General features: G+C 74.6%; 13 protein-coding genes. 10 read left to right on the forward strand and 3 right to left on the reverse strand.

Going from position 1 to position 16,896, the window contains the following annotated elements; translation table 11 throughout:
* Positions 1-98: 98 nt before the first annotated feature.
* The 5 genes from H4J02_RS09630 to H4J02_RS09650 are packed head-to-tail and all read left to right on the forward strand — an operon-like array spanning position 99 to position 4,926.
* Entirely contained in the window at positions 99-1,118 is a 1,020-nt protein-coding gene (locus H4J02_RS09630) for an iron-siderophore ABC transporter substrate-binding protein (RefSeq protein ID WP_187674381.1), read from the forward strand.
* On the forward strand, positions 1,115-2,161 hold the full coding sequence (locus tag H4J02_RS09635) for an iron ABC transporter permease (protein ID WP_187674382.1): 1,047 nt from the start codon (positions 1,115-1,117) through the stop codon (positions 2,159-2,161). The genes H4J02_RS09630 and H4J02_RS09635 overlap by 4 nt, the downstream gene beginning before the upstream one ends.
* On the forward strand, positions 2,158-3,222 hold the full coding sequence (locus H4J02_RS09640) for an iron chelate uptake ABC transporter family permease subunit (RefSeq protein ID WP_187674383.1): 1,065 nt from the start codon (positions 2,158-2,160) through the stop codon (positions 3,220-3,222). The genes H4J02_RS09635 and H4J02_RS09640 overlap by 4 nt, the downstream gene beginning before the upstream one ends.
* Entirely contained in the window at positions 3,219-4,019 is an 801-nt protein-coding gene (locus H4J02_RS09645) for an ABC transporter ATP-binding protein (RefSeq protein ID WP_187674384.1), read from the forward strand. Before H4J02_RS09640 ends, H4J02_RS09645 begins: the two co-directional genes overlap by 4 nt.
* Entirely contained in the window at positions 4,009-4,926 is a 918-nt protein-coding gene (locus H4J02_RS09650; protein ID WP_187674385.1) for a siderophore-interacting protein, read from the forward strand. The genes H4J02_RS09645 and H4J02_RS09650 overlap by 11 nt, the downstream gene beginning before the upstream one ends.
* On the opposite strand, the gene H4J02_RS09655 is transcribed toward H4J02_RS09650, so the two are convergent.
* Together H4J02_RS09655 and H4J02_RS09660 are read right to left on the reverse strand one after the other, a co-directional pair.
* Positions 4,902-6,176, reverse strand: a complete 1,275-nt coding sequence (locus H4J02_RS09655) for an MFS transporter (RefSeq protein ID WP_187674386.1) — start codon at positions 6,174-6,176, stop codon at positions 4,902-4,904. The two genes, H4J02_RS09650 and H4J02_RS09655, sit on opposite strands and share 25 nt — an antisense overlap.
* Before the next feature lie 5 nt (positions 6,177-6,181).
* Positions 6,182-7,378 (reverse strand): benzoate/H(+) symporter BenE family transporter, encoded by a 1,197-nt coding sequence (locus tag H4J02_RS09660; RefSeq protein ID WP_187674387.1) that lies wholly within the window; start codon positions 7,376-7,378, stop codon positions 6,182-6,184.
* 91 nt (positions 7,379-7,469) lie between these two features.
* Between H4J02_RS09660 and H4J02_RS09665 the strand changes: the two genes are divergently transcribed.
* From H4J02_RS09665 to H4J02_RS09680, 4 genes are read left to right on the forward strand one after another with little or no spacing between them, the layout of a single operon-like run.
* A complete protein-coding gene (locus H4J02_RS09665) occupies positions 7,470-10,526 on the forward strand; it encodes an FtsX-like permease family protein (RefSeq protein ID WP_187674388.1) in 3,057 nt (1,018 codons plus the stop codon).
* 11 nt (positions 10,527-10,537) lie between these two features.
* Positions 10,538-13,204: an FtsX-like permease family protein gene (locus tag H4J02_RS09670; protein WP_187674389.1), complete on the forward strand. Its 2,667-nt coding sequence runs from the start codon at positions 10,538-10,540 to the stop codon at positions 13,202-13,204.
* A complete protein-coding gene (locus tag H4J02_RS09675) occupies positions 13,201-14,085 on the forward strand; it encodes an ABC transporter ATP-binding protein (RefSeq protein ID WP_187674390.1) in 885 nt (294 codons plus the stop codon). The genes H4J02_RS09670 and H4J02_RS09675 overlap by 4 nt, the downstream gene beginning before the upstream one ends.
* Complete coding sequence (locus H4J02_RS09680; RefSeq protein ID WP_187674391.1) at positions 14,082-14,765, forward strand: ABC transporter ATP-binding protein; 684 nt, start codon at positions 14,082-14,084, stop codon at positions 14,763-14,765. Before H4J02_RS09675 ends, H4J02_RS09680 begins: the two co-directional genes overlap by 4 nt.
* 34 nt (positions 14,766-14,799) lie before the next feature.
* Here H4J02_RS09680 and clpX read toward each other — a convergent pair whose 3' ends face one another.
* Positions 14,800-16,077 (reverse strand): ATP-dependent Clp protease ATP-binding subunit ClpX, encoded by a 1,278-nt coding sequence (clpX, locus tag H4J02_RS09685; protein ID WP_187674392.1) that lies wholly within the window; start codon positions 16,075-16,077, stop codon positions 14,800-14,802.
* A gap of 159 nt (positions 16,078-16,236) precedes the next feature.
* On the opposite strand from clpX, the gene H4J02_RS09690 reads away from it, so the two are divergent.
* Complete coding sequence (locus H4J02_RS09690) at positions 16,237-16,839, forward strand: hypothetical protein (RefSeq protein WP_187674393.1); 603 nt, start codon at positions 16,237-16,239, stop codon at positions 16,837-16,839.
* Positions 16,840-16,896 lie beyond the last annotated feature (57 nt).

Raw genomic sequence — 16,896 nt, forward strand, 5'->3', positions numbered from 1 at the left:
GGACGGTTTGACAGGGGCAGACCGACTGAGGTTAGGTTAACCTCAGCTCGCCGCTGGTTAGGTGAGCCTCACCTTCCCCCCTCGCCGAAAGGATCCTCGTGCGCGTCCTCCGCACCCTTCCGGTCGTCGCCGCAGCAGCGCTCGCGCTGTCGGCGTGCGCCGCCACCTCCCCCACCGCGACCGGCTCCGAGGCGCCGGGCGACGCATCCGCGTTCCCCGTCACGATCGAGCACGCGTTCGGCGAGACCACGATCGAGGCGAAGCCCGAGCGCGTCGCGACCGTCGCGTGGTCGAACCAGGAGGTGCCGCTCGCGCTCGGCGTCGTGCCCGTCGGGATGCCCGCCGTCTCGTGGGGCGACGACGACGGAGACGGCGTGCTGCCGTGGGTCGAGGAGAGGCTCGGGGAGCTCGGCGCCGAGACGCCCGTGCTGTTCGACGAGACCGACGGCATCGACTTCGAGGCCGTCGCCGACACCGCGCCCGACGTCATCCTCGCCGGGTACTCGGGGCTCACCGAGGAGGAGTACGAGACGCTCTCGAAGATCGCTCCCGTCGTCGCCTACCCCGACGTCGCGTGGGGCACCTCGCTCGAGGACATGATCCGCATCGACTCGACAGCGCTCGGCCTCGCCGACGAGGGCGAGGAGCTCATCGAGCAGCTGCACGCCGAGATCGACGCGGCGCTCGAGGCCAACGCGGTGATCGCCGACAAGCGCATCCTGTTCTCGTTCATCGACGCCTCGGACTTCAGCCAGATCGGCTTCTACACGACGCACGACACGCGCCCGGGCTTCCTCGCGAGCCTCGGCCTCCCCGTGCCGAGCGTCGTCGAGGAGGAGTCGGCGTCGACCGACGCGTTCTACACGACGGTGAGCGCCGAGCAGGCCGACCGCTTCGCCGACGTCGACATCTTCGTGACCTACGGCGACCCCGAGGGCGACCTCGTCGAGCGCATGCAGGCCGACCCGCTGCTGTCGAAGATCCCCGCGGTCGCGGCCGGTCACGTCGTGATCCTGCCCGACTCGACCCCGCTCGCCGCCTCCGCCAACCCCTCGCCGCTCTCGATCCACGCGACCATCGGCGACTACCTCGCGCTCTTCGTGGCGCAGGCCGGGTGACGACCGCCACGGCGACTCCGACGCCGCCGGCCGCCGCGATCGCGCGGCGCCCGGCGGCCGTCCGCGTGACCTGGATCGCGGCGGGCGTCGTCGCGCTCGTCGTCGCATCCGCACTCTCCCTCGCGGTCGGCACGCGCGTCGTGTCGCTCGACGAGGTCGCGGCGGGCCTCGCGGGCGACCTCGATACGGTCGGCGCCGCGGCGGTCGCGGCGCGCATCCCCCGCACCGTGCTCGCGGTGCTCGTGGGCGCGGCGCTCGCGCTCTCGGGCACGACGCTGCAGGCCGTCACGCGCAATCCGCTCGCCGACCCCGGCATCCTGGGCCTCTCGATGGGGGCCTCGCTCGCGGTCGTCACGGGGATGGCGTTCCTCGGCCTCTCGAACCCCGTCGTCGTCCTCGTCGTCGCGATCGTCGGATCGGCCGCCGCGGGCGTCTTCGTCTACGCGATCGGCTCGCTCGGCCGCGACGGCGCGACACCCCTCAAGCTCGCTCTCGCGGGCGCCGCGACGACCGCCGCGCTCGGCTCGCTCGTGAGCGCCGTCATGCTGCCGCGCGCGCAGGAGCTCACGTCGTTCCGCTTCTGGCAGATCGGCGGCGTGGGCGGTGCCGCGTGGGACCGCATCGCGCTCGTCGCGCCCGCGTTCGGCGTGGGCGCCCTCATCGTCGTCGCCCTCGCGCGCGGCATGAACTCGCTCGCCCTCGGCGACGACGTCGCGACGGGGCTCGGCGAGCACGTCGGCCGCACGCGCGCACTGTCCGCGGCCGGCGCCGTGATCCTGTGCGGCGCGGCGACGGCGATCGCGGGGCCCATCGGATTCGTCGGCCTCATCGTGCCGCACCTGTGCCGCCTCCTCGTCGGCACCGACCACCGCTGGCTGCTGCCCCTCACGGCCGTCGTCGGCGCGGTGCTGCTGACCGCGGCGGATGTCGTGGGTCGCGTCATCGCGCGCCCCGACGAGGTCGAGGTGGGCATCGTCACGGCGCTCATCGGCGCGCCCGTCTTCATCGCGCTCGCGCGCCGCAAGAAGGTGCGCGAGCTGTGACCGCGACCCTCGCCCCCCTCGCGACGCCCGTCGACGGCACCGCGGCCGCGATCGCCGCCGGACGCCGCCGACGCGCCCGCGGGCGCGCCGCGCGCACCCTCGTGCTCGCTGCCCTGGTCGTCGCCGTGTTCGTCGTGAGCCTCATGGTCGGCCGCACGTTCTACGGTCTCGACGAGGTCGTGCGCGTCATCCTCGGCCAGCAGGTTCCGGGGGCCTCGTTCACGGTCGGCGAGCTGCGTCTCCCCCGCGCGAGCCTCGGCCTGCTCGCGGGCTTCGCCTTCGGCATTGCGGGGGTGACCTTCCAGACGATCCTGCGCAACCCGCTCGCCTCCCCCGACATCATCGGCGTCACGTGGGGTGCGAGCGCCGCGGGCGTCTTCGGCGTCGTCGTGCTCTCGCTGAGCGACACGGGCGTCTCGCTCCTCGCCCTCGCCGGCGCGCTCGCGACGGCCCTCGCCATCTACTTCCTCGCCTACCGCCGCGGCTTCTCGGGGGCTCGCCTCGTGCTCATCGGCATCGGCGTCGCCGCCATGCTGCAGAGCGTCGTGTCGTGGGTGCTCTCGCGTGCCTCCGACTGGGACATGCCCGCCGCGATGCAGTGGCTCACGGGCAGTCTCAACGGCGCGAGCTGGCAGAGCGTCGCGCCGCTCGCCGTCGCATCCGCCGTGCTCGTGCCGCTCATGCTCGCCCAGTCCCGTGCGCTCGGCGCCCTGCGGCTCGGCGACGACACGGCCGCGGCGCTCGGCGTGCGCGTGCCCGTCGCACGGCTCGCCCTCATCCTCGGCTCCGTCGCCCTCCTCGCGTTCGCGACGGGCGCCGCGGGCCCCATCGCCTTCGTCGCGTTCATGGCCGGCCCGATCGCCTCGCGCCTGCTCGGGCCGGGGGCCTCGCTCCTGCTGCCCGCGGGCCTCGTGGGCGCGCTCCTCGTGCTCGCGGCCGACCTCGTCGGCCAGTTCGCGTTCGACGCCCGCTACCCCGTGGGCGTCGTCACGGGCGCGCTCGGCGCCCCGTTCCTCGTCTCCCTGCTCGCCCGCACCGCACGGAAGGGACGCACCCCGTGACCATCGCCCACAGCCTCCAGGCGCGCGACGTGACGCTCGCCTACGGTGACCGCACGGTCGTCGAGGGCCTCGACCTCGACGTCTCCCCCGGGCGCATCACCGCGATCGTCGGTGCGAACGGATGCGGCAAGTCGACGCTCCTGCGCGCTCTCGCCCGCCTCCTCGCGCCGAAGCGCGGTCAGGTGCTGCTCGACGGCGAGCCGATCGCATCGAAGCCGAGCAAGCACGTCGCGCGCGTGCTCGGCCTCCTGCCGCAGAGCCCCGTCGCCCCCGAGGGCATCACGGTCGCCGACCTCGTGGGCCGCGGCCGGCATCCGCACCAGCGCCTCCTCGCGCGCTGGACCGAGCACGACCACGCGGCCGTCGCATCCGCTCTCGAGGCGACCGGCACGGCCGACCTCGCCGACCGCAGCGTCGACGAGCTCTCGGGCGGCCAGCGCCAGCGCGTCTGGATCGCGATGGCCCTCGCGCAGGAGACCGACATCCTGCTGCTCGACGAGCCGACGACGTTCCTCGACGTCGCGCACCAGGTGGAGGTGCTCGACCTGCTCGCCGAGCTCGGCCGCGAGCGCGGCACGACGATCGTCATGGTGCTGCACGACCTCAACCTCGCGGCGCGCTACGCCGACGAGCTCGTCGCCATGAGCGCCGGGCGGATCGTCGCGAGCGGCGCGCCGGCCGACATCCTGACGCCCGAGCTCGTCGAGAGCGTGTTCGGCATCCGCAGCCACGTGATCCTCGACCCCGTGTCGGAGACCCCCCTCGTCGTCCCGATCGGAAGGCACCATGTCCGCTGACACCCTCATCCGCGTCTCCGCAGAGCCCTGGGCGTTCGCGCGCGTCGCCGTCTCGCGCATCGACGACCTCACCCCCACGTTCCGCCGCTTCGCGCTGCGGCCGATGGGCGAGGATCGGCTCGCCGACCCGGGCCTCGACCAGCGCATCAAGGTCGTGCCGCCGTGCCCGCAGGGCATCGACGCGATGCCGACCGACCCCGAGTGGTTCGCCGCCTGGCGCGCGCTCCCGGAGGGCGAGCGCCCGCCGTTCCGCACCTACACGATCCGCGGGTTCGACGGCGACGAGCTGCTCGTCGACTTCGCGCTCCACGGACCCGACGGGCCCGCCGCGCGCTGGGCCGTCGACGCGGCGGTCGGCGACGAGCTGCTCGTGCTCGGACCCAACGCCGCCCATCCCGGACCCTACGGCGGCATCGACTTCGTGCCGCCCGCCCGCTGCGGCCACCACCTGCTCGCGGGCGACGAGACCGCGGCGCCCGCGATCGCGCGCATCCTCGAGCAGCTGCCGCCGGATGCGCGGGGCACGGTCGTCGTGGAGCTCCCGGACGCGCGCGACGCCGCCTACCTGCCGACGCATCCGGGTTTCGCGGTGCACGCGCTCGCGCGCGAGGGCGCCCACGGTGCGGCGCTCGTGGCGCGCGTCGCCGCCGTCGCCGCCGAGCACCTCGAGGCGCACCCCGGGCAGGAGCCCGAGGAGGTCGACATCGACGAGGGCCTGCTGTGGGAGGTGCCGCGGAATGCACGTGGCGGGGCGGCGCTCAAGAGCGCCCCGCTCTACGCGTGGCTCGCGGGCGAGGCGGGCGCCATCACGACGATCCGCCGCCATCTCGTCAAGGAGCTCGGCATCGACCGTCGCGCCGTCGCCTTCATGGGGTACTGGCGTCAGGGCCGCGCCGAGAACTCCTGAGCGCGGGCCGCGCGCCGCGCGATAATCGTCACGCCGAAAGCGGCGACGAGGAACATCGCGCCGAGGATGAGCCAGCCGGCGAACCCGAGCTGGATCGCGGTCCACGTGATGACGAGCGGCCCGATCATCGAGGCGACCGCGAAGGTCATCGAGAACACCCCCTGGTAGGAGCCCGCGCGCCGCTGGTCGGCGAGCTCGAAGCTGAGCCCCCACGCGCCGCCCTGCGAGAGCACCTCCGAGAGCGCGTGCAGCACGGATGCCGCGATGAGCAGCACGACCGTCGCGACGAGGTCGGTGCCCGCCGACGCCCCGTAGAGCACGCAGCCGAACGCCATGAGGATGCCCGCGACGGCCGTCACGTCGCCCGCGCGGCGCAGGTCGTGGGTGCCGCGCGAGAGCGGCACCTGCAGCGCGATCACGAGCACCGTGTTGACGACGAACATGATCGAGACGATCCACTCGGGCGCGACCGTGTCGTGCGCGACCCACAGCGGGATGCCGACGTTGAGCACGACGAACTGGATCGCGAAGACGCCCGCGAGGGCCGAGAACAGCAGGTAGCGCGGATCGCGCCACGGACTGCGGCCGGGCTCGACGGGCGCGGCGTCGGCTTCCGCATCCGCCGCCTCGGGCTTCTGCGCGTCGACGCGCGCCGGCAGCCGCAGCAGGAGCAGCGCCGATGCCGCGTAGGCGAGGCCGCCCGCGACGAGGATCGCGCGGTACGCCTCGGCAGAGCCGAGGGCGAGCGCGACCGCGCCGACGCCGGTGCCGACCGTGATGCCGATGTTCGTGACCGTGCGCAGCACGGCGCGGCTCGTGACGCGCGTCTCGGGCGAGAAGGCGCGCGCCACGATCGCCGAGCGCACCGAGCCGTTCATGCCGAGCGCGATCGAGATGAGCGACTCGGTGACGACCGCCATCCAGAACTCCGTCACGAGTGCGACCGACGCGAGCGCGAGCCCTGCGACGGCGACGGATGCCACGAGCAGCCGCCGCGCCGAGAGCGAGTCGGCGAGGTGCCCGCCGAGGTACGACGCGCCGATGCCGATCGCCGAGCCGATCGTGTAGACGAGGGCGACCTGCCCCGCGGGGAGCCCCGCGATGAGCGACAGGTAGAGCACGACGATCGTGAGAGTGACGCCGCGGCCGACCGTGCCGATGAGCGTCGCGACGGTCAGGGCCCGGAGCACCGAGTCCGAGAAGGTGTCGCGGATCCGCACGCGGAGCGGGAGCCGGGGGGAGGCAGTCACCCGCTCTATTCTGCACCCGCCTCGGACACCGGCTTCCGCCGCGGACGCAACGTGAGCCACAGCATCGCGACGCCGCCCACAATGAGGCCCCAGAACGCCGAGCCGATGCCCGCGATCGAGACGCCCGACGCTACGACGAGGAACGTGATGACGGCGACGACGCGCGTCGCGGGCTCCTCGAGCGCCGCGGTCGCCGCCGAGGCGAACGCCCCGAAGAGCGCGAGGCCCGCGACGGCCGTGATGAGGATGGGCGGCGTGACCCCGACGAGCACCGCCGCGGCACCCGCGCCGAGCCCGATGACGAGGTAGGCCACGCCGCCCGTGACGCTGGCGATCCACCGGCGGTCGCGGTGCGGATGCGCGTCGGGCCCCGCCATGAGCGCCGCCGTGATCGCGGCGAGGTTGAGCGCGTAGCCGCCGAAGACGGAGCCCAGCATCGTCGCGGCGCCCGTGCTCGTGAGGATCGCCCGGGCGGGCGGATGCGGGTACCCGAACGTCGTGAGCACAGCGAACCCGGGCACGTTCTGCCCCGCCATCGTGACGACGTAGAGCGGCAGCCCGAGGCTCACGAGCACGGCGGGGTCGAGCGTCGGCCAGGTGACCGTCACGACGGGCCACAGGGAGGCGGAGGCGAGGTCGGCGCCCTCCCCAGACGCGATGACGACGACGACCGTCGTGAGCACGGCGCCGGCGACCGCCCAACGGGGGGCGAGCCGCGCGAGCACGAGCCACACGCCCACGATGGGCAGCGCGAGCGCCGGCAGCTCGACGGAGGCGAGCACGGGCGCGAGGCAGATGGGGAACAGGATGCCCGCGAGCATCGCGCTCGCGATCGGCTTCGGGATGCGCGTCATGGTGCGCGCGAGCGCGGGCCACAGCCCCGTGACGACCAACAGCACGCCGCACAGGAGGAACGCGCCGATGGCCGCGCGGTAGTCGCCCGTCGTGGCCTGCGCGGCGACGAGCAGGGCGGCACCGGGGGTCGACCACGCGAACGCGAGCGGCATCCGGTACCTGAGTCCGAGCGCGATCGCCAGCACGCCCTGCAGGATGCACAGGGCGAGAAGCCCTGATGCGGCCTCGGCGGGGGTCGCGCCGACGGCCTGCAGTCCCGCGACGACGAGCGCGAACGAGCTCGCGAAGCCCGTGACGGCACCGACGACGCCCGCGCCGACGGGCTGGGCGAGGTCGGAGGCGCGCATGGGATCAGAGCCTAGGGGCGCGCCGGGGCGCGTGACGACAGCCGCCTGGACGCGCGTGGCACCCCCGGGGCTAGACTCGCCTGGCTCAACGATGAATCGAGGCCTTCGTCCCGTGTCGTTCCTCATCCGCTCTCGGCGGCACCTCTCCGTGCTCGCCGCCCTGGCGGTCGTCGTGGGCCTCGTCGCGGGCAGCTGGATGGTGGCGCTGGGGGCGCTCTCGCGTGCCGCCGACGAGGGCGTGCGGCTCGGCCTCGAGTCGCGCTCGGGTGCGGATCTCGCGCTCCGTGCGACGGGGCCGCTCGGCTCCGACCCGGCCGCCCAGGACGAGGCGGTGCGCGCTGCGATCGACGACGGCTTCGGGGGGCTCCGCGCCGCGTTCGAGCTCGTGCGCACCGCGAGCGCGAGTGCGTCGGTCGTCGCGCCATCCGCTCCCGACTCGACGCGCGCGGGTCTCGTCATGCAGATCGACGACCTCGCGGAGCACGCGCTGCTCGTCGAGGGCGCGTGGCCCGCGTCCGCCGACGAGGTCGCGGTGCAGGCGGATGCCGCCCTCGTCCTGGGCGCGGCGGTGGGAGACACGCTCACGCTCGACGGCGCGCCCTACCGGCTCGCAGCGGTATGGCGCGTCGCCGACCCGCTCGACCCGCGCTGGCTCGGCGACCCGCAGCTGCTCGCCGGCCGCGACGACGCAGGTCCGAGCGCGCTCGGCCCCGTCGTCGTCGACCCGACGAGGCTCTCGGGCTTCGCCGAGCCGCAGGCTCAGTGGACCCTCGTGCCGGATGCGTCGCGCGTCACGGCAGCGGACCTCCAGATGATCGCGGCCGCGTGGTCGCGCGTCCCGTCGTCGTGGCGCGGGGTGGTCGACGACGCCGGCGCTTTCCGCAAGTCCGGGCGGCTGGGGGCGACGATCGCGGAGCTCGACGCGCGCGTCGACGGGCTGCGCGCGATCGAGCCCGTCGTGCTGCTCGTGCTGGGCGCCGCGGCCGTCGTCGCGGCGCTCGAGCTCGGTCGGCTGCTCGCCGGCAACCGCGCGCGGGAGATCGCACTGCTGTGGGCGCGCGGGCGTGGAGCGGGCGAGACGGGACTGCGAGCGGGAGCGGAGGCCGCGGTCGGGGCCGCCCTCGGCGCCGTCGTCGGACTCGGGCTCGGCGCGGCCGTCCTCGCCCTGCTCGGCGACGAGGTCGGGCTCGATCCCGCGACCCTCGTCGTGGCCGGAGCGGCAGTGCTCGTCGCCGCGGCCGCGTGCGGCGTCGCGGCGTGGCGGCAGGCGGGCGAGGGGGTGCACGCGGAGGCGGCCGAGGGACGTCTCCGGCGCGCCGCCGGTCCCGCGGCGACCGTCGTCGCGCTCGCAGCGGCGGCCGTGTCGGTGTGGCAGCTGCGCCTCTACGGCAGCCCTGTCACGCCGCTCGCCGACGGCACCTCCGCGGTCGACCCCGTCGCGGTCGGCGCGCCCGCCCTCGCCGTCGTCGCGGGCGCGCTCGTGGCGCTCACGGCGTTCCCCCTCGTCGCGCGAACCGTCGCGCGGGCCGGGGCCGACGCATCCGTCCCTCGCCTGCTCGCCGGCCACACCGTCGCGCGTCGCCTCCGCCGCGTCGCGGCCCCGCTGCTCGTGATCGCGATCGCGGCCTCGACCGTGCTCGTCTCCGCGGGGTACCTCGCCACGTGGTCGGTCGCGTTCGACCGCACGAGCGCCCTGCGCGCGGGAGCCGAGTTGAGTGTCACGCATGCGGGCGGCTTCGACGAGAGCACGATCGGGAGGGTCGAGGGAGTCGAGGGGGTCGCGGCCCTCGCACCGGTGCGCCGTGACGAGCTCGTTCTCTCGGATGCGAGCGGCACGCTCGTCGCGATCGCCCCCGACGCGCTCGCGCGGCTCGCGAGCGACGCCGTCGGAGCCCTCGACCCCGCGGCCGTCGCCGAGGGGGTCGCGGCAGAGCTGCCGGGGCCGCGCATCCCGCCCACGGCACGCGAGCTCGTGCTCGCTGCGAGTCTCACGGGTTTCACGAGGCCTCCCACCGTGCGCGTGACGTACGCCGACGGCTGGGGTCGCGTCGCCGAGCTCCGGGCCGAGGCGCCCGACGCCGAGGGATCCGTCGGCCTCCGCCTCCCGCTCCCCGCAAGCGCGTCGCAGGCCGAGGGCCGCGTGCTCGCCGTCGACGTCGAGGTGCCTGCGGCATCCGTCGCCGAGGGGGCTCGCGCGATCTTCTCGCTCGACGAGTTCGCGACGGATGCGGGTCCGCTCCCCGACGGTATCGGCGCGCCGACCTGGTCGGCTCTCGCGACGAGCCCCGGCGGATCGGTGGGGACCGCGGGACCTCGCGCGTTCTCCGTCGAGCGCGGAGGGGTCGTCGTGCGCCTGACGCCCGACCCCGCGGGCGGGACTCCGCCCGTCGCGATCTCGCGCGGACTCGCCGACCGCCACGGACTCGACGTCGGGTCGATGCTGCGCGTGCAGTCCGCAGGCTCGTATGCCAGCACCGACATGCGTGTGACCGCGGTGCTCCCCGCGGTGCCGGGGGCCGACGACACCCTCGCGGTGCTGATCGACCTCGGAGTGCTGCAGTACGCGGCGGCCCGCGACGCATCCGGATCCTCCGCGCCCGACACGCTCTGGCTCGACACGGCCGCGATCCCGCCGTCCGCGGCGGCGCTGCGCGAGGTGCTGCCGCCCGGAGCGCGCATCCTCACGGCCCACGACACGGCCGGCCGCGCGGTGCTCGGCTCGGCCGCGACGGCCCTCACGGGGGTCGCGGCCCTGTGCGTGCTCCTCGCCCTCATCACCCTCGCCGCCGTCGCGCGCGCCGAGCACCGCGTGCGGATCGGCGACCTCGCGGTGCTGCGGGCGCTCGGCTTCCGCAGTCGCCAGCAGGCCTCCCTGCGGCGCACCGAGTTGTGGATCGTCGCCGCCTACGCCCTCATCGCGGGTGCCGTCGTCGGGGGCGTCGTCGTCGCGCTCACGGTGCCGCAGCTCGCGAGCGCCGCCGTGCCGGACCCCGTGCCCGGTCTCGACCCCGCGATCCGGATCGACCCCGCGGTCGCGGCGGGCGGCGGGGTCCTCCTCGTCGGCACCCTGGCGCTCCTCATCGAGCTCGCGGCCGCGGGAGTGCGGCGCGCATCCGTCGCCGCGCTCACGGCAGGTGACGGGCGATGACGCGGTCGCGCGTGAGCACGCCGGGGCTGCTGCTCCGCCACGCCTCGACCGGCGTCTCCGGCTCGCTCCTCGTCGGACTGCTCGTCGCGCTCGCCGTCTTCGCGACCGCCGTCGCGCCGCGGGCGCTCGTTGCCCTCGGCACCGAGGAGCTCCGCCATCGGCTCGCCGAGGCCTCGCCCGCGCTTCGCGACATCACCGGGCTCGGACGCATCGGTCTCGTCCCCGCGGGCCGCGACGCGACGGCCGAGGAGGTGCTCCGCCCGACCGACGACGCCATCCGCGGATCCGCGCAGCGCCTGCCCGAGCCCCTCGCCGGGCTCGCGGGCGAACCGCGCTGGGTGGCCCGCAGCCCCCAGCAGGATGCGGCCCTCCCCGACGACGCGCCGTCCGCCCGCCTGCGGCTCACGCTCGCCCTCGACCCCGGCTGGGAGCGCGACGTGCACATCCGCGAGGGCAGCGCCCCCGCGGCGTGGTCGGGATCGGATGAGACGGGCGCGGTCGAGGAGCCTCTCGAGGTCGCGCTCTCCACGAGCGCCGCGGAGGCGCTCGGCGTGAGCGTCGGCGAGCTGCTCGGCTATCCCCCGCTCACGCTGCGCATCGCGGCGCTCTACGAAGCCGCGGACCCCGACGCCCCCCTCTGGGTGCACGCCCCCGACCTCGCGGCGCCCGCGGTGAGCGCCGCCGAGGGTCTCGTCCCGACCGTGACGACCTCCGTGTACGTCGCACCAGGATCCGCGGGCCGGCTCGCGAACAGCTTCGACGCGGGCGCGCTCTCGGCGTGGATCCCGATCGACCCCTCCGGCATCCGCTTCGGCGACGCGCAGCAGATCGCGACGCAGGTCCGCGAGCGCGCGGCCACCCCGTTCACGCTCCCCGGCTTCGGCGAACTGCGGTTCTCGAGCCGCCTCGCCGACGCCGTGGACCAGACGCGCGACAGGGTCGCCGCAGGCTCGGCGCTCCTCGCGCTCTCGCTCTCGGGCCTGCTGGGCGTGCTCGTCGCAGTGCTCGCGCTCGGGATCGGCGCGATCGTCGAGCGTCGGCGCACGGCGATCGTGCTGACCGCCGCGCGCGGGGCGAGCGCCCTGCAACTGCGGGGAGCGCTCTTCGTCGAGGGCGCGAGCGTCGCCCTCCCTGCGGCTGTCGCGGGCATCGCCGCTGCCGCGCTGCTCGTGCCCGAGCCCGTCGACGTGAGCGCCTGGATGCTGCCCATGCTCGTGGCGCTCGCCGCACCCGTCGTCTTCGCGGCGCGCGCGGGGGCACACGGCCCACGGAGCGTCCGTCGCGAGCTGCGGTCACGCGGCGGCCGCGTGCGGCTCCTCGCCGAGGCCCTCCTCGTGGGCGCGGCGGCACTCGCCCTCCTGCTGCTCTTCCGCCGAGGTCTCGTCGCCCCCGCGGACACTGTCGGCATCGATCCGCTCCTCGCGCTCACGCCCGTGCTCCTCGCGGCCGCCGTGTGCGCGCTCGCCCTGCGTGTGTACCCGATCCCGCTGCGGCTCGTGCTCGATCGCGTGCGCCGCGGCGACGGCGCCGTGGGGCTCGTCGGTGTCGCGCGGGCCGTGCGCGCGCCCGTGTACGACCCCACGGCGTCCTTCGCGCTCGTCCTCGGCGTCACGGTCGTCGTGTTCTCCTCGGTGCTCGGCACGACCCTGAGCCTCGGCGTCACGCGAGCCGCGGCAGCAGAGGCGGGCGCGGACATCCAGGTGCGCGCCGTCGAGATCGCCCCCGACACCGTGGCGGCCGTCGCCCGGCTCGAGGGCGTGAGCGCAGCCGCCGCGCTCACGCGCAGCGCGGGCCTCCAGCTCGCCGACGGCCTCGGCACGAGCGGGTTCACGCTCGTGCTCGCCGACACGACAGCCCTGCACGCCGTCCGCCCCGAGCTGCCGGAGCTCGACGCCGAGGTCGACGGGCGCATCCCGGTCGTCGTGTCGCGCGACCTGCGCGGCACCGCGGGTGGCTCGGCCGAGATCGGCCCCGCCGCCGTGACCCTCGTCGACACGGCGGCGCCCGACGCTCTCCCCGGCGTCACACGTGACTGGGTGCTCGCCGATGCGCGGTTCGCGGAGGAGCTCGGCCGCGGCACCGCTGTCGCGCAGCGCCTGCTCGTCGCCGTCGACGACCCCGACGAGGCGGACGCCGTCGCGGCGGCCGTCGTGCGCACGGTGACCGAGCCGCTGAGCGAGAAGGCCGCGCAGACGGTCACCGTCACGACCGCGCGCGGCGTGCTCGACGACGTGCGCTCCTCGCCCGTCATCGCCGGTATCGAGGCGGCGCTGCCCTTCGCCGCGGTGTCGGCGCTCGCCCTCACCGTGCTCGCGCTCGTTCTCGCGACGCTGGCGGCGGGCGCGGCGCGCGGACACCTCGTCGGCGTGCTGCGCGTCATCGGGGCGGACCGGCGGCAGTTGCGCCGCATCCTCGCGTGGGAGTCGGCGCCCGTCGTCGTCGCGTCGATCGTGGTCGGCGTGGGCCTCGGCCTCGCCCTGCCGTTCGTCGTGACCTCCGCCGTCGATCTGCGCGCCTTCGTCGGCGGCGACGTCGTGCCGACCCCGGTCGTCGACCCGCTTGCGGTCGGCCTCGCGGTGCTCGCGGTGCTCGCCGCCGCGGGCCTCGCCGGCGCGGTAGCACTCGCGCTCGGGCGGCGCCTCGCGCCCGCCGCGACGTTCAAGATGGGAGAGAGATGAGTCCCCACATCCGCTGCGCCGACCTCGTGCGCATCTTCTCTGCGGAGGGCGTCGAGGTGCAGGCCCTGCAGGGGCTCACCCTCGCCGTCGAGCGCGGCGAGCTCACGGCGATCGTCGGGGCCTCCGGCTCGGGCAAGTCGACCCTCCTCTCGATCCTCTCGGGTCTCGATGTGCCGACCGCCGGCAGCGCCCACGTGGCCGGCCACGACCTGCTCGCGATGTCGACGCGCGAGCGCACGCTCTACCGCCGCCACACCGTGGGGTTCGTGTGGCAGCAGACCTCGCGCAACCTGCTCCCCTACCTGACGGCCGCCGAGAACATCGCGACAGCGCTGTCCGTGTCCCGCACGCCCCGACGCGCGCGCCGCGCCCGGGCCATGGAGCTCCTCGAGCTCATGGGCATCGGCGCGCTCGCCGACCGCCACCCCGCCGAGATGTCGGGCGGCCAGCAGCAGCGCATCGCGATCGCCGTCGCGCTCTCCAACTCGCCCGAGGTGATCTTCGCCGACGAGCCCACGGGCGAGCTCGACGAGGCCAACTCGCAACTCGTCTTCGACGCACTGCGCACCGTCAACGGCGAGCTCGGCACGACCGTCCTCATCGTCACGCACGACCAGGCGGTGTCAGCGCAGGTGCGTCGCACGCTGCAGATCCGCGACGGACGGATGTCGACCGAGGTGCATCGCAGCACGCGCACCGACGAACACGGTCTCGAGAGCGTGCACGCCCAGGAGTACGCGGTGCTCGACCGCGTCGGCCGCCTCCAGCTGCCCGAGGAGTACCTGCGGGCGCTGTCGCTGCGCGACCTCGTGCGGCTCGAGCTCGAGCACGACCACGTGCAGGTGCATCCGACCGACCACAGCACGGGGAGCGAGCGATGAGCCGGCAGATCGTGGCGCGAGCCGAGGGGCTGCGACGCAGCTACGGGCGGGGCGCATCCGTCGTCCACGCCCTCGACGACGTGTCGATCGAGCTCGGCGCGGGCGAGCTCGTCGTGCTGCGGGGGCCGTCGGGCGCCGGCAAGACGACGCTGCTCAACCTCCTCGGCGGGCTCGACACGGCGGATGCGGGGCGCGTCTGGGTGGGCGACGTCGAGTTGGGTGCCGCGAGCGAGGACGAGCTCGTCGAGCTGCGACGCAGCGAGCTCGGCTACATCTTCCAGAGCTTCGCGCTGCTGCCCGTGCTCTCGGCGCGCGAGAACATCGAGCTGCCGATGCGCCTGCGAGGCGCGCCGGCATCGGAGCGCGTCGCGCGCACGGCCGAGCTGCTCGAGGTCGTGGGGCTCGCGGCGCACGCCGAGCAGCGACCCGGGGAGCTGTCGGGCGGGCAGCAGCAGCGCCTCGGGATCGCGCGCGCCCTGGCCAACGGACCGCGCCTGCTCATCGCCGACGAGCCCACGGGCCAACTCGACAGCGCGAACGCCGAGGCGATGATGACGCTCATCGCGTCGCTCGTGCACAGCCGGATGGTCGCGGCGATCGTCTCGACGCACGATCCGCGCATGGCGGCGCACGCCGATCGCATCGTCGACCTGCGCGACGGCAGACTCGTCGCGGGCTAGGTGCCGACGCGGAAAGCGGACGCGCGGGGCGGGACTACGCCGACTTCTCGGCGCGGCGCGCGGGACGCGGCACGATCGTGGGGGCCGCGTTGTCGATGACGGCCTCGCGCGTCACGACGACGCGGGCCACCTCGTCGCTCGAGGGCACCTCGAACATGATCGGCCCGAGCACCTCCTCGAGGATCGCGCGGAGGCCGCGGGCACCCGTCTGGCGGAGCACCGCGAGGTCGGCGATCGCCTCGAGCGCGCCCTTGTCGAACTCGAGCTCCACGCCGTCGAGCTCGAACATGCGCTGGTACTGCTTGACGAGCGCGTTCTTCGGCTCGGTGAGGATCTCCATGAGCGCCGACTGGTCGAGCGGCGACACCGTCGTCACGACGGGGAGACGCCCGATGAACTCGGGGATGAGACCGAACTTGTGCAGGTCTTCCGGGAGCACCTCGCTGAAGAGCTCGGCCTCGTCGCGCTTGCTGTGCAGCGGGGCGCCGAAGCCGATGCCCCGGCGGCCGACGCGCGCCGAGATGATCTCCTCGAGGCCCGCGAAGGCACCCGCCACGATGAACAGCACGTTCGTCGTGTCGATCTGGATGAACTCCTGGTGCGGGTGCTTGCGGCCGCCCTGCGGCGGAACCGAGGCGACCGTGCCCTCGAGGATCTTGAGCAGCGCCTGCTGCACGCCCTCGCCCGAGACGTCGCGCGTGATCGACGGGTTCTCGGCCTTGCGGGCGATCTTGTCGACCTCGTCGATGTAGATGATGCCCGTCTCGGCGCGCTTGACGTCGTAGTCGGCGGCCTGGATGAGCTTGAGGAGGATGTTCTCGACGTCTTCGCCGACGTACCCGGCCTCGGTGAGCGCCGTGGCATCCGCGACCGCGAACGGAACGTTGAGGCGCTTCGCGAGCGTCTGAGCGAGGTAGGTCTTGCCGCAGCCCGTGGGGCCGATGAGCAGGATGTTCGACTTGGCGATCTCGACGTCGTCGCGCTTCGCCTCGGCCGGCGCGAGCTGCTGCATCGAGCGGATGCGCTTGTAGTGGTTGTAGACCGCGACCGAGAGAGCGCGCTTCGCGGGCTCCTGCCCGATGACGTACTCCTCGAGGAAGTTGAAGATCTCCTTGGGCTTCGGGAGGTCGAACTCGCTCGTGACCTCTTCGCCCGCCTCGGCGAGACGCTCCTCGATGATCTCGTTGCAGAGCTCGACGCACTCGTCGCAGATGTACACGCCCGGACCGGCGATGAGCTGCTGAACCTGCTTCTGGCTCTTGCCGCAGAAGGAGCATTTGAGCAGGTCGGCGCTCTCTCCGATGCGTGCCATGCCGGTCTCCCTCCGAAGCGGTACCGAGAGCCTAACCCGTCCCGGTGACGGAGGTGGGCCTTCGCGCGTTTCCCGTGTCGGCGCGCCGTCCCCGATTCGCGTGGCACGCATCCGGGGGCGTCGGACCTGCACCTCGCACGCCGCGACTACTCTGGAGACATGACGCCGAGAGCCGCACGCCTGCTGCGCGGTGCGCTGCTCGGCGGCGTCGCGACGGTGCTCGCGGCCGTGTCGCACCTCGTGGGCGGCGGGCCCGCCCCGAGCGGTCTCGCGCTCGTGCTCGGCGGTGTGTTCGCGACGGCCGTCGGCACGATCGCCGTCGGCCGCCTCCGCCCGGGCCGGCGCGCCCTCACGCTCCCGCGGGTGATCTCGGGCGTCGCGATCTCGCAGCTCGCCTTCCACCTCGTCTTCTCGCTGCTCGGCCAGGGCGCCGCCGTCGCGACGACGGGCGGCCACCACGGCCTCGCGGCGATCGCCTCCGACCCCGGCGCGGCCATCGCGCAGGGCGGCGCCGGGATGTGGATCGCCCACCTCGTCGCGGGCGTGCTCACGGTGCTCTACCTGCGCCACCTCGAGTCGCGCGTGTGGACCGTGCTCGCACAGCTCGGCGGGCTCGCCGTGCGCGCGCTGCGCGTCGCCGCGACCGCGCCCGTCGCCGACGCACCCCGCCTCACGGCCGCGCGCGCCCCGCGCGTGCCCGCCGCATCCGCTCTCCTCGACACGATCGCCCGCCGCGGCCCGCCCGCCGCCGCCCGCGCCTGACGCCGACCGCTCGCGGTCGCCTCCGGCGCGCACGCGACCGCATCCGCTCACCCGTCA

It is taken from the genome of Protaetiibacter sp. SSC-01 (assembly GCF_014483895.1).
Lineage (GTDB): Bacteria > Actinomycetota > Actinomycetes > Actinomycetales > Microbacteriaceae > Homoserinibacter.

Excerpts from the sequence above, each read along its gene's own strand:
- H4J02_RS09650 (WP_187674385.1), top strand. The coding sequence starts at position 4,009 with ATGTCCGCTGACACCCTCATCCGCGTCTCCGCAGAGCCCTGGGCGTTC.
- H4J02_RS09660 (WP_187674387.1), bottom strand. The coding sequence starts at position 7,378 with ATGCGCGCCTCCGACCTCGCCCAGCCCGTCGGCGCGGGCGTCGTCGGT.
- H4J02_RS09665 (WP_187674388.1), top strand. The coding sequence starts at position 7,470 with ATGAATCGAGGCCTTCGTCCCGTGTCGTTCCTCATCCGCTCTCGGCGG.
- H4J02_RS09675 (WP_187674390.1), top strand. The coding sequence starts at position 13,201 with ATGAGTCCCCACATCCGCTGCGCCGACCTCGTGCGCATCTTCTCTGCG.
- H4J02_RS09680 (WP_187674391.1), top strand. The coding sequence starts at position 14,082 with ATGAGCCGGCAGATCGTGGCGCGAGCCGAGGGGCTGCGACGCAGCTAC.
- clpX (WP_187674392.1), bottom strand. The coding sequence starts at position 16,077 with ATGGCACGCATCGGAGAGAGCGCCGACCTGCTCAAATGCTCCTTCTGC.
- H4J02_RS09690 (WP_187674393.1), top strand. The coding sequence starts at position 16,237 with ATGACGCCGAGAGCCGCACGCCTGCTGCGCGGTGCGCTGCTCGGCGGC.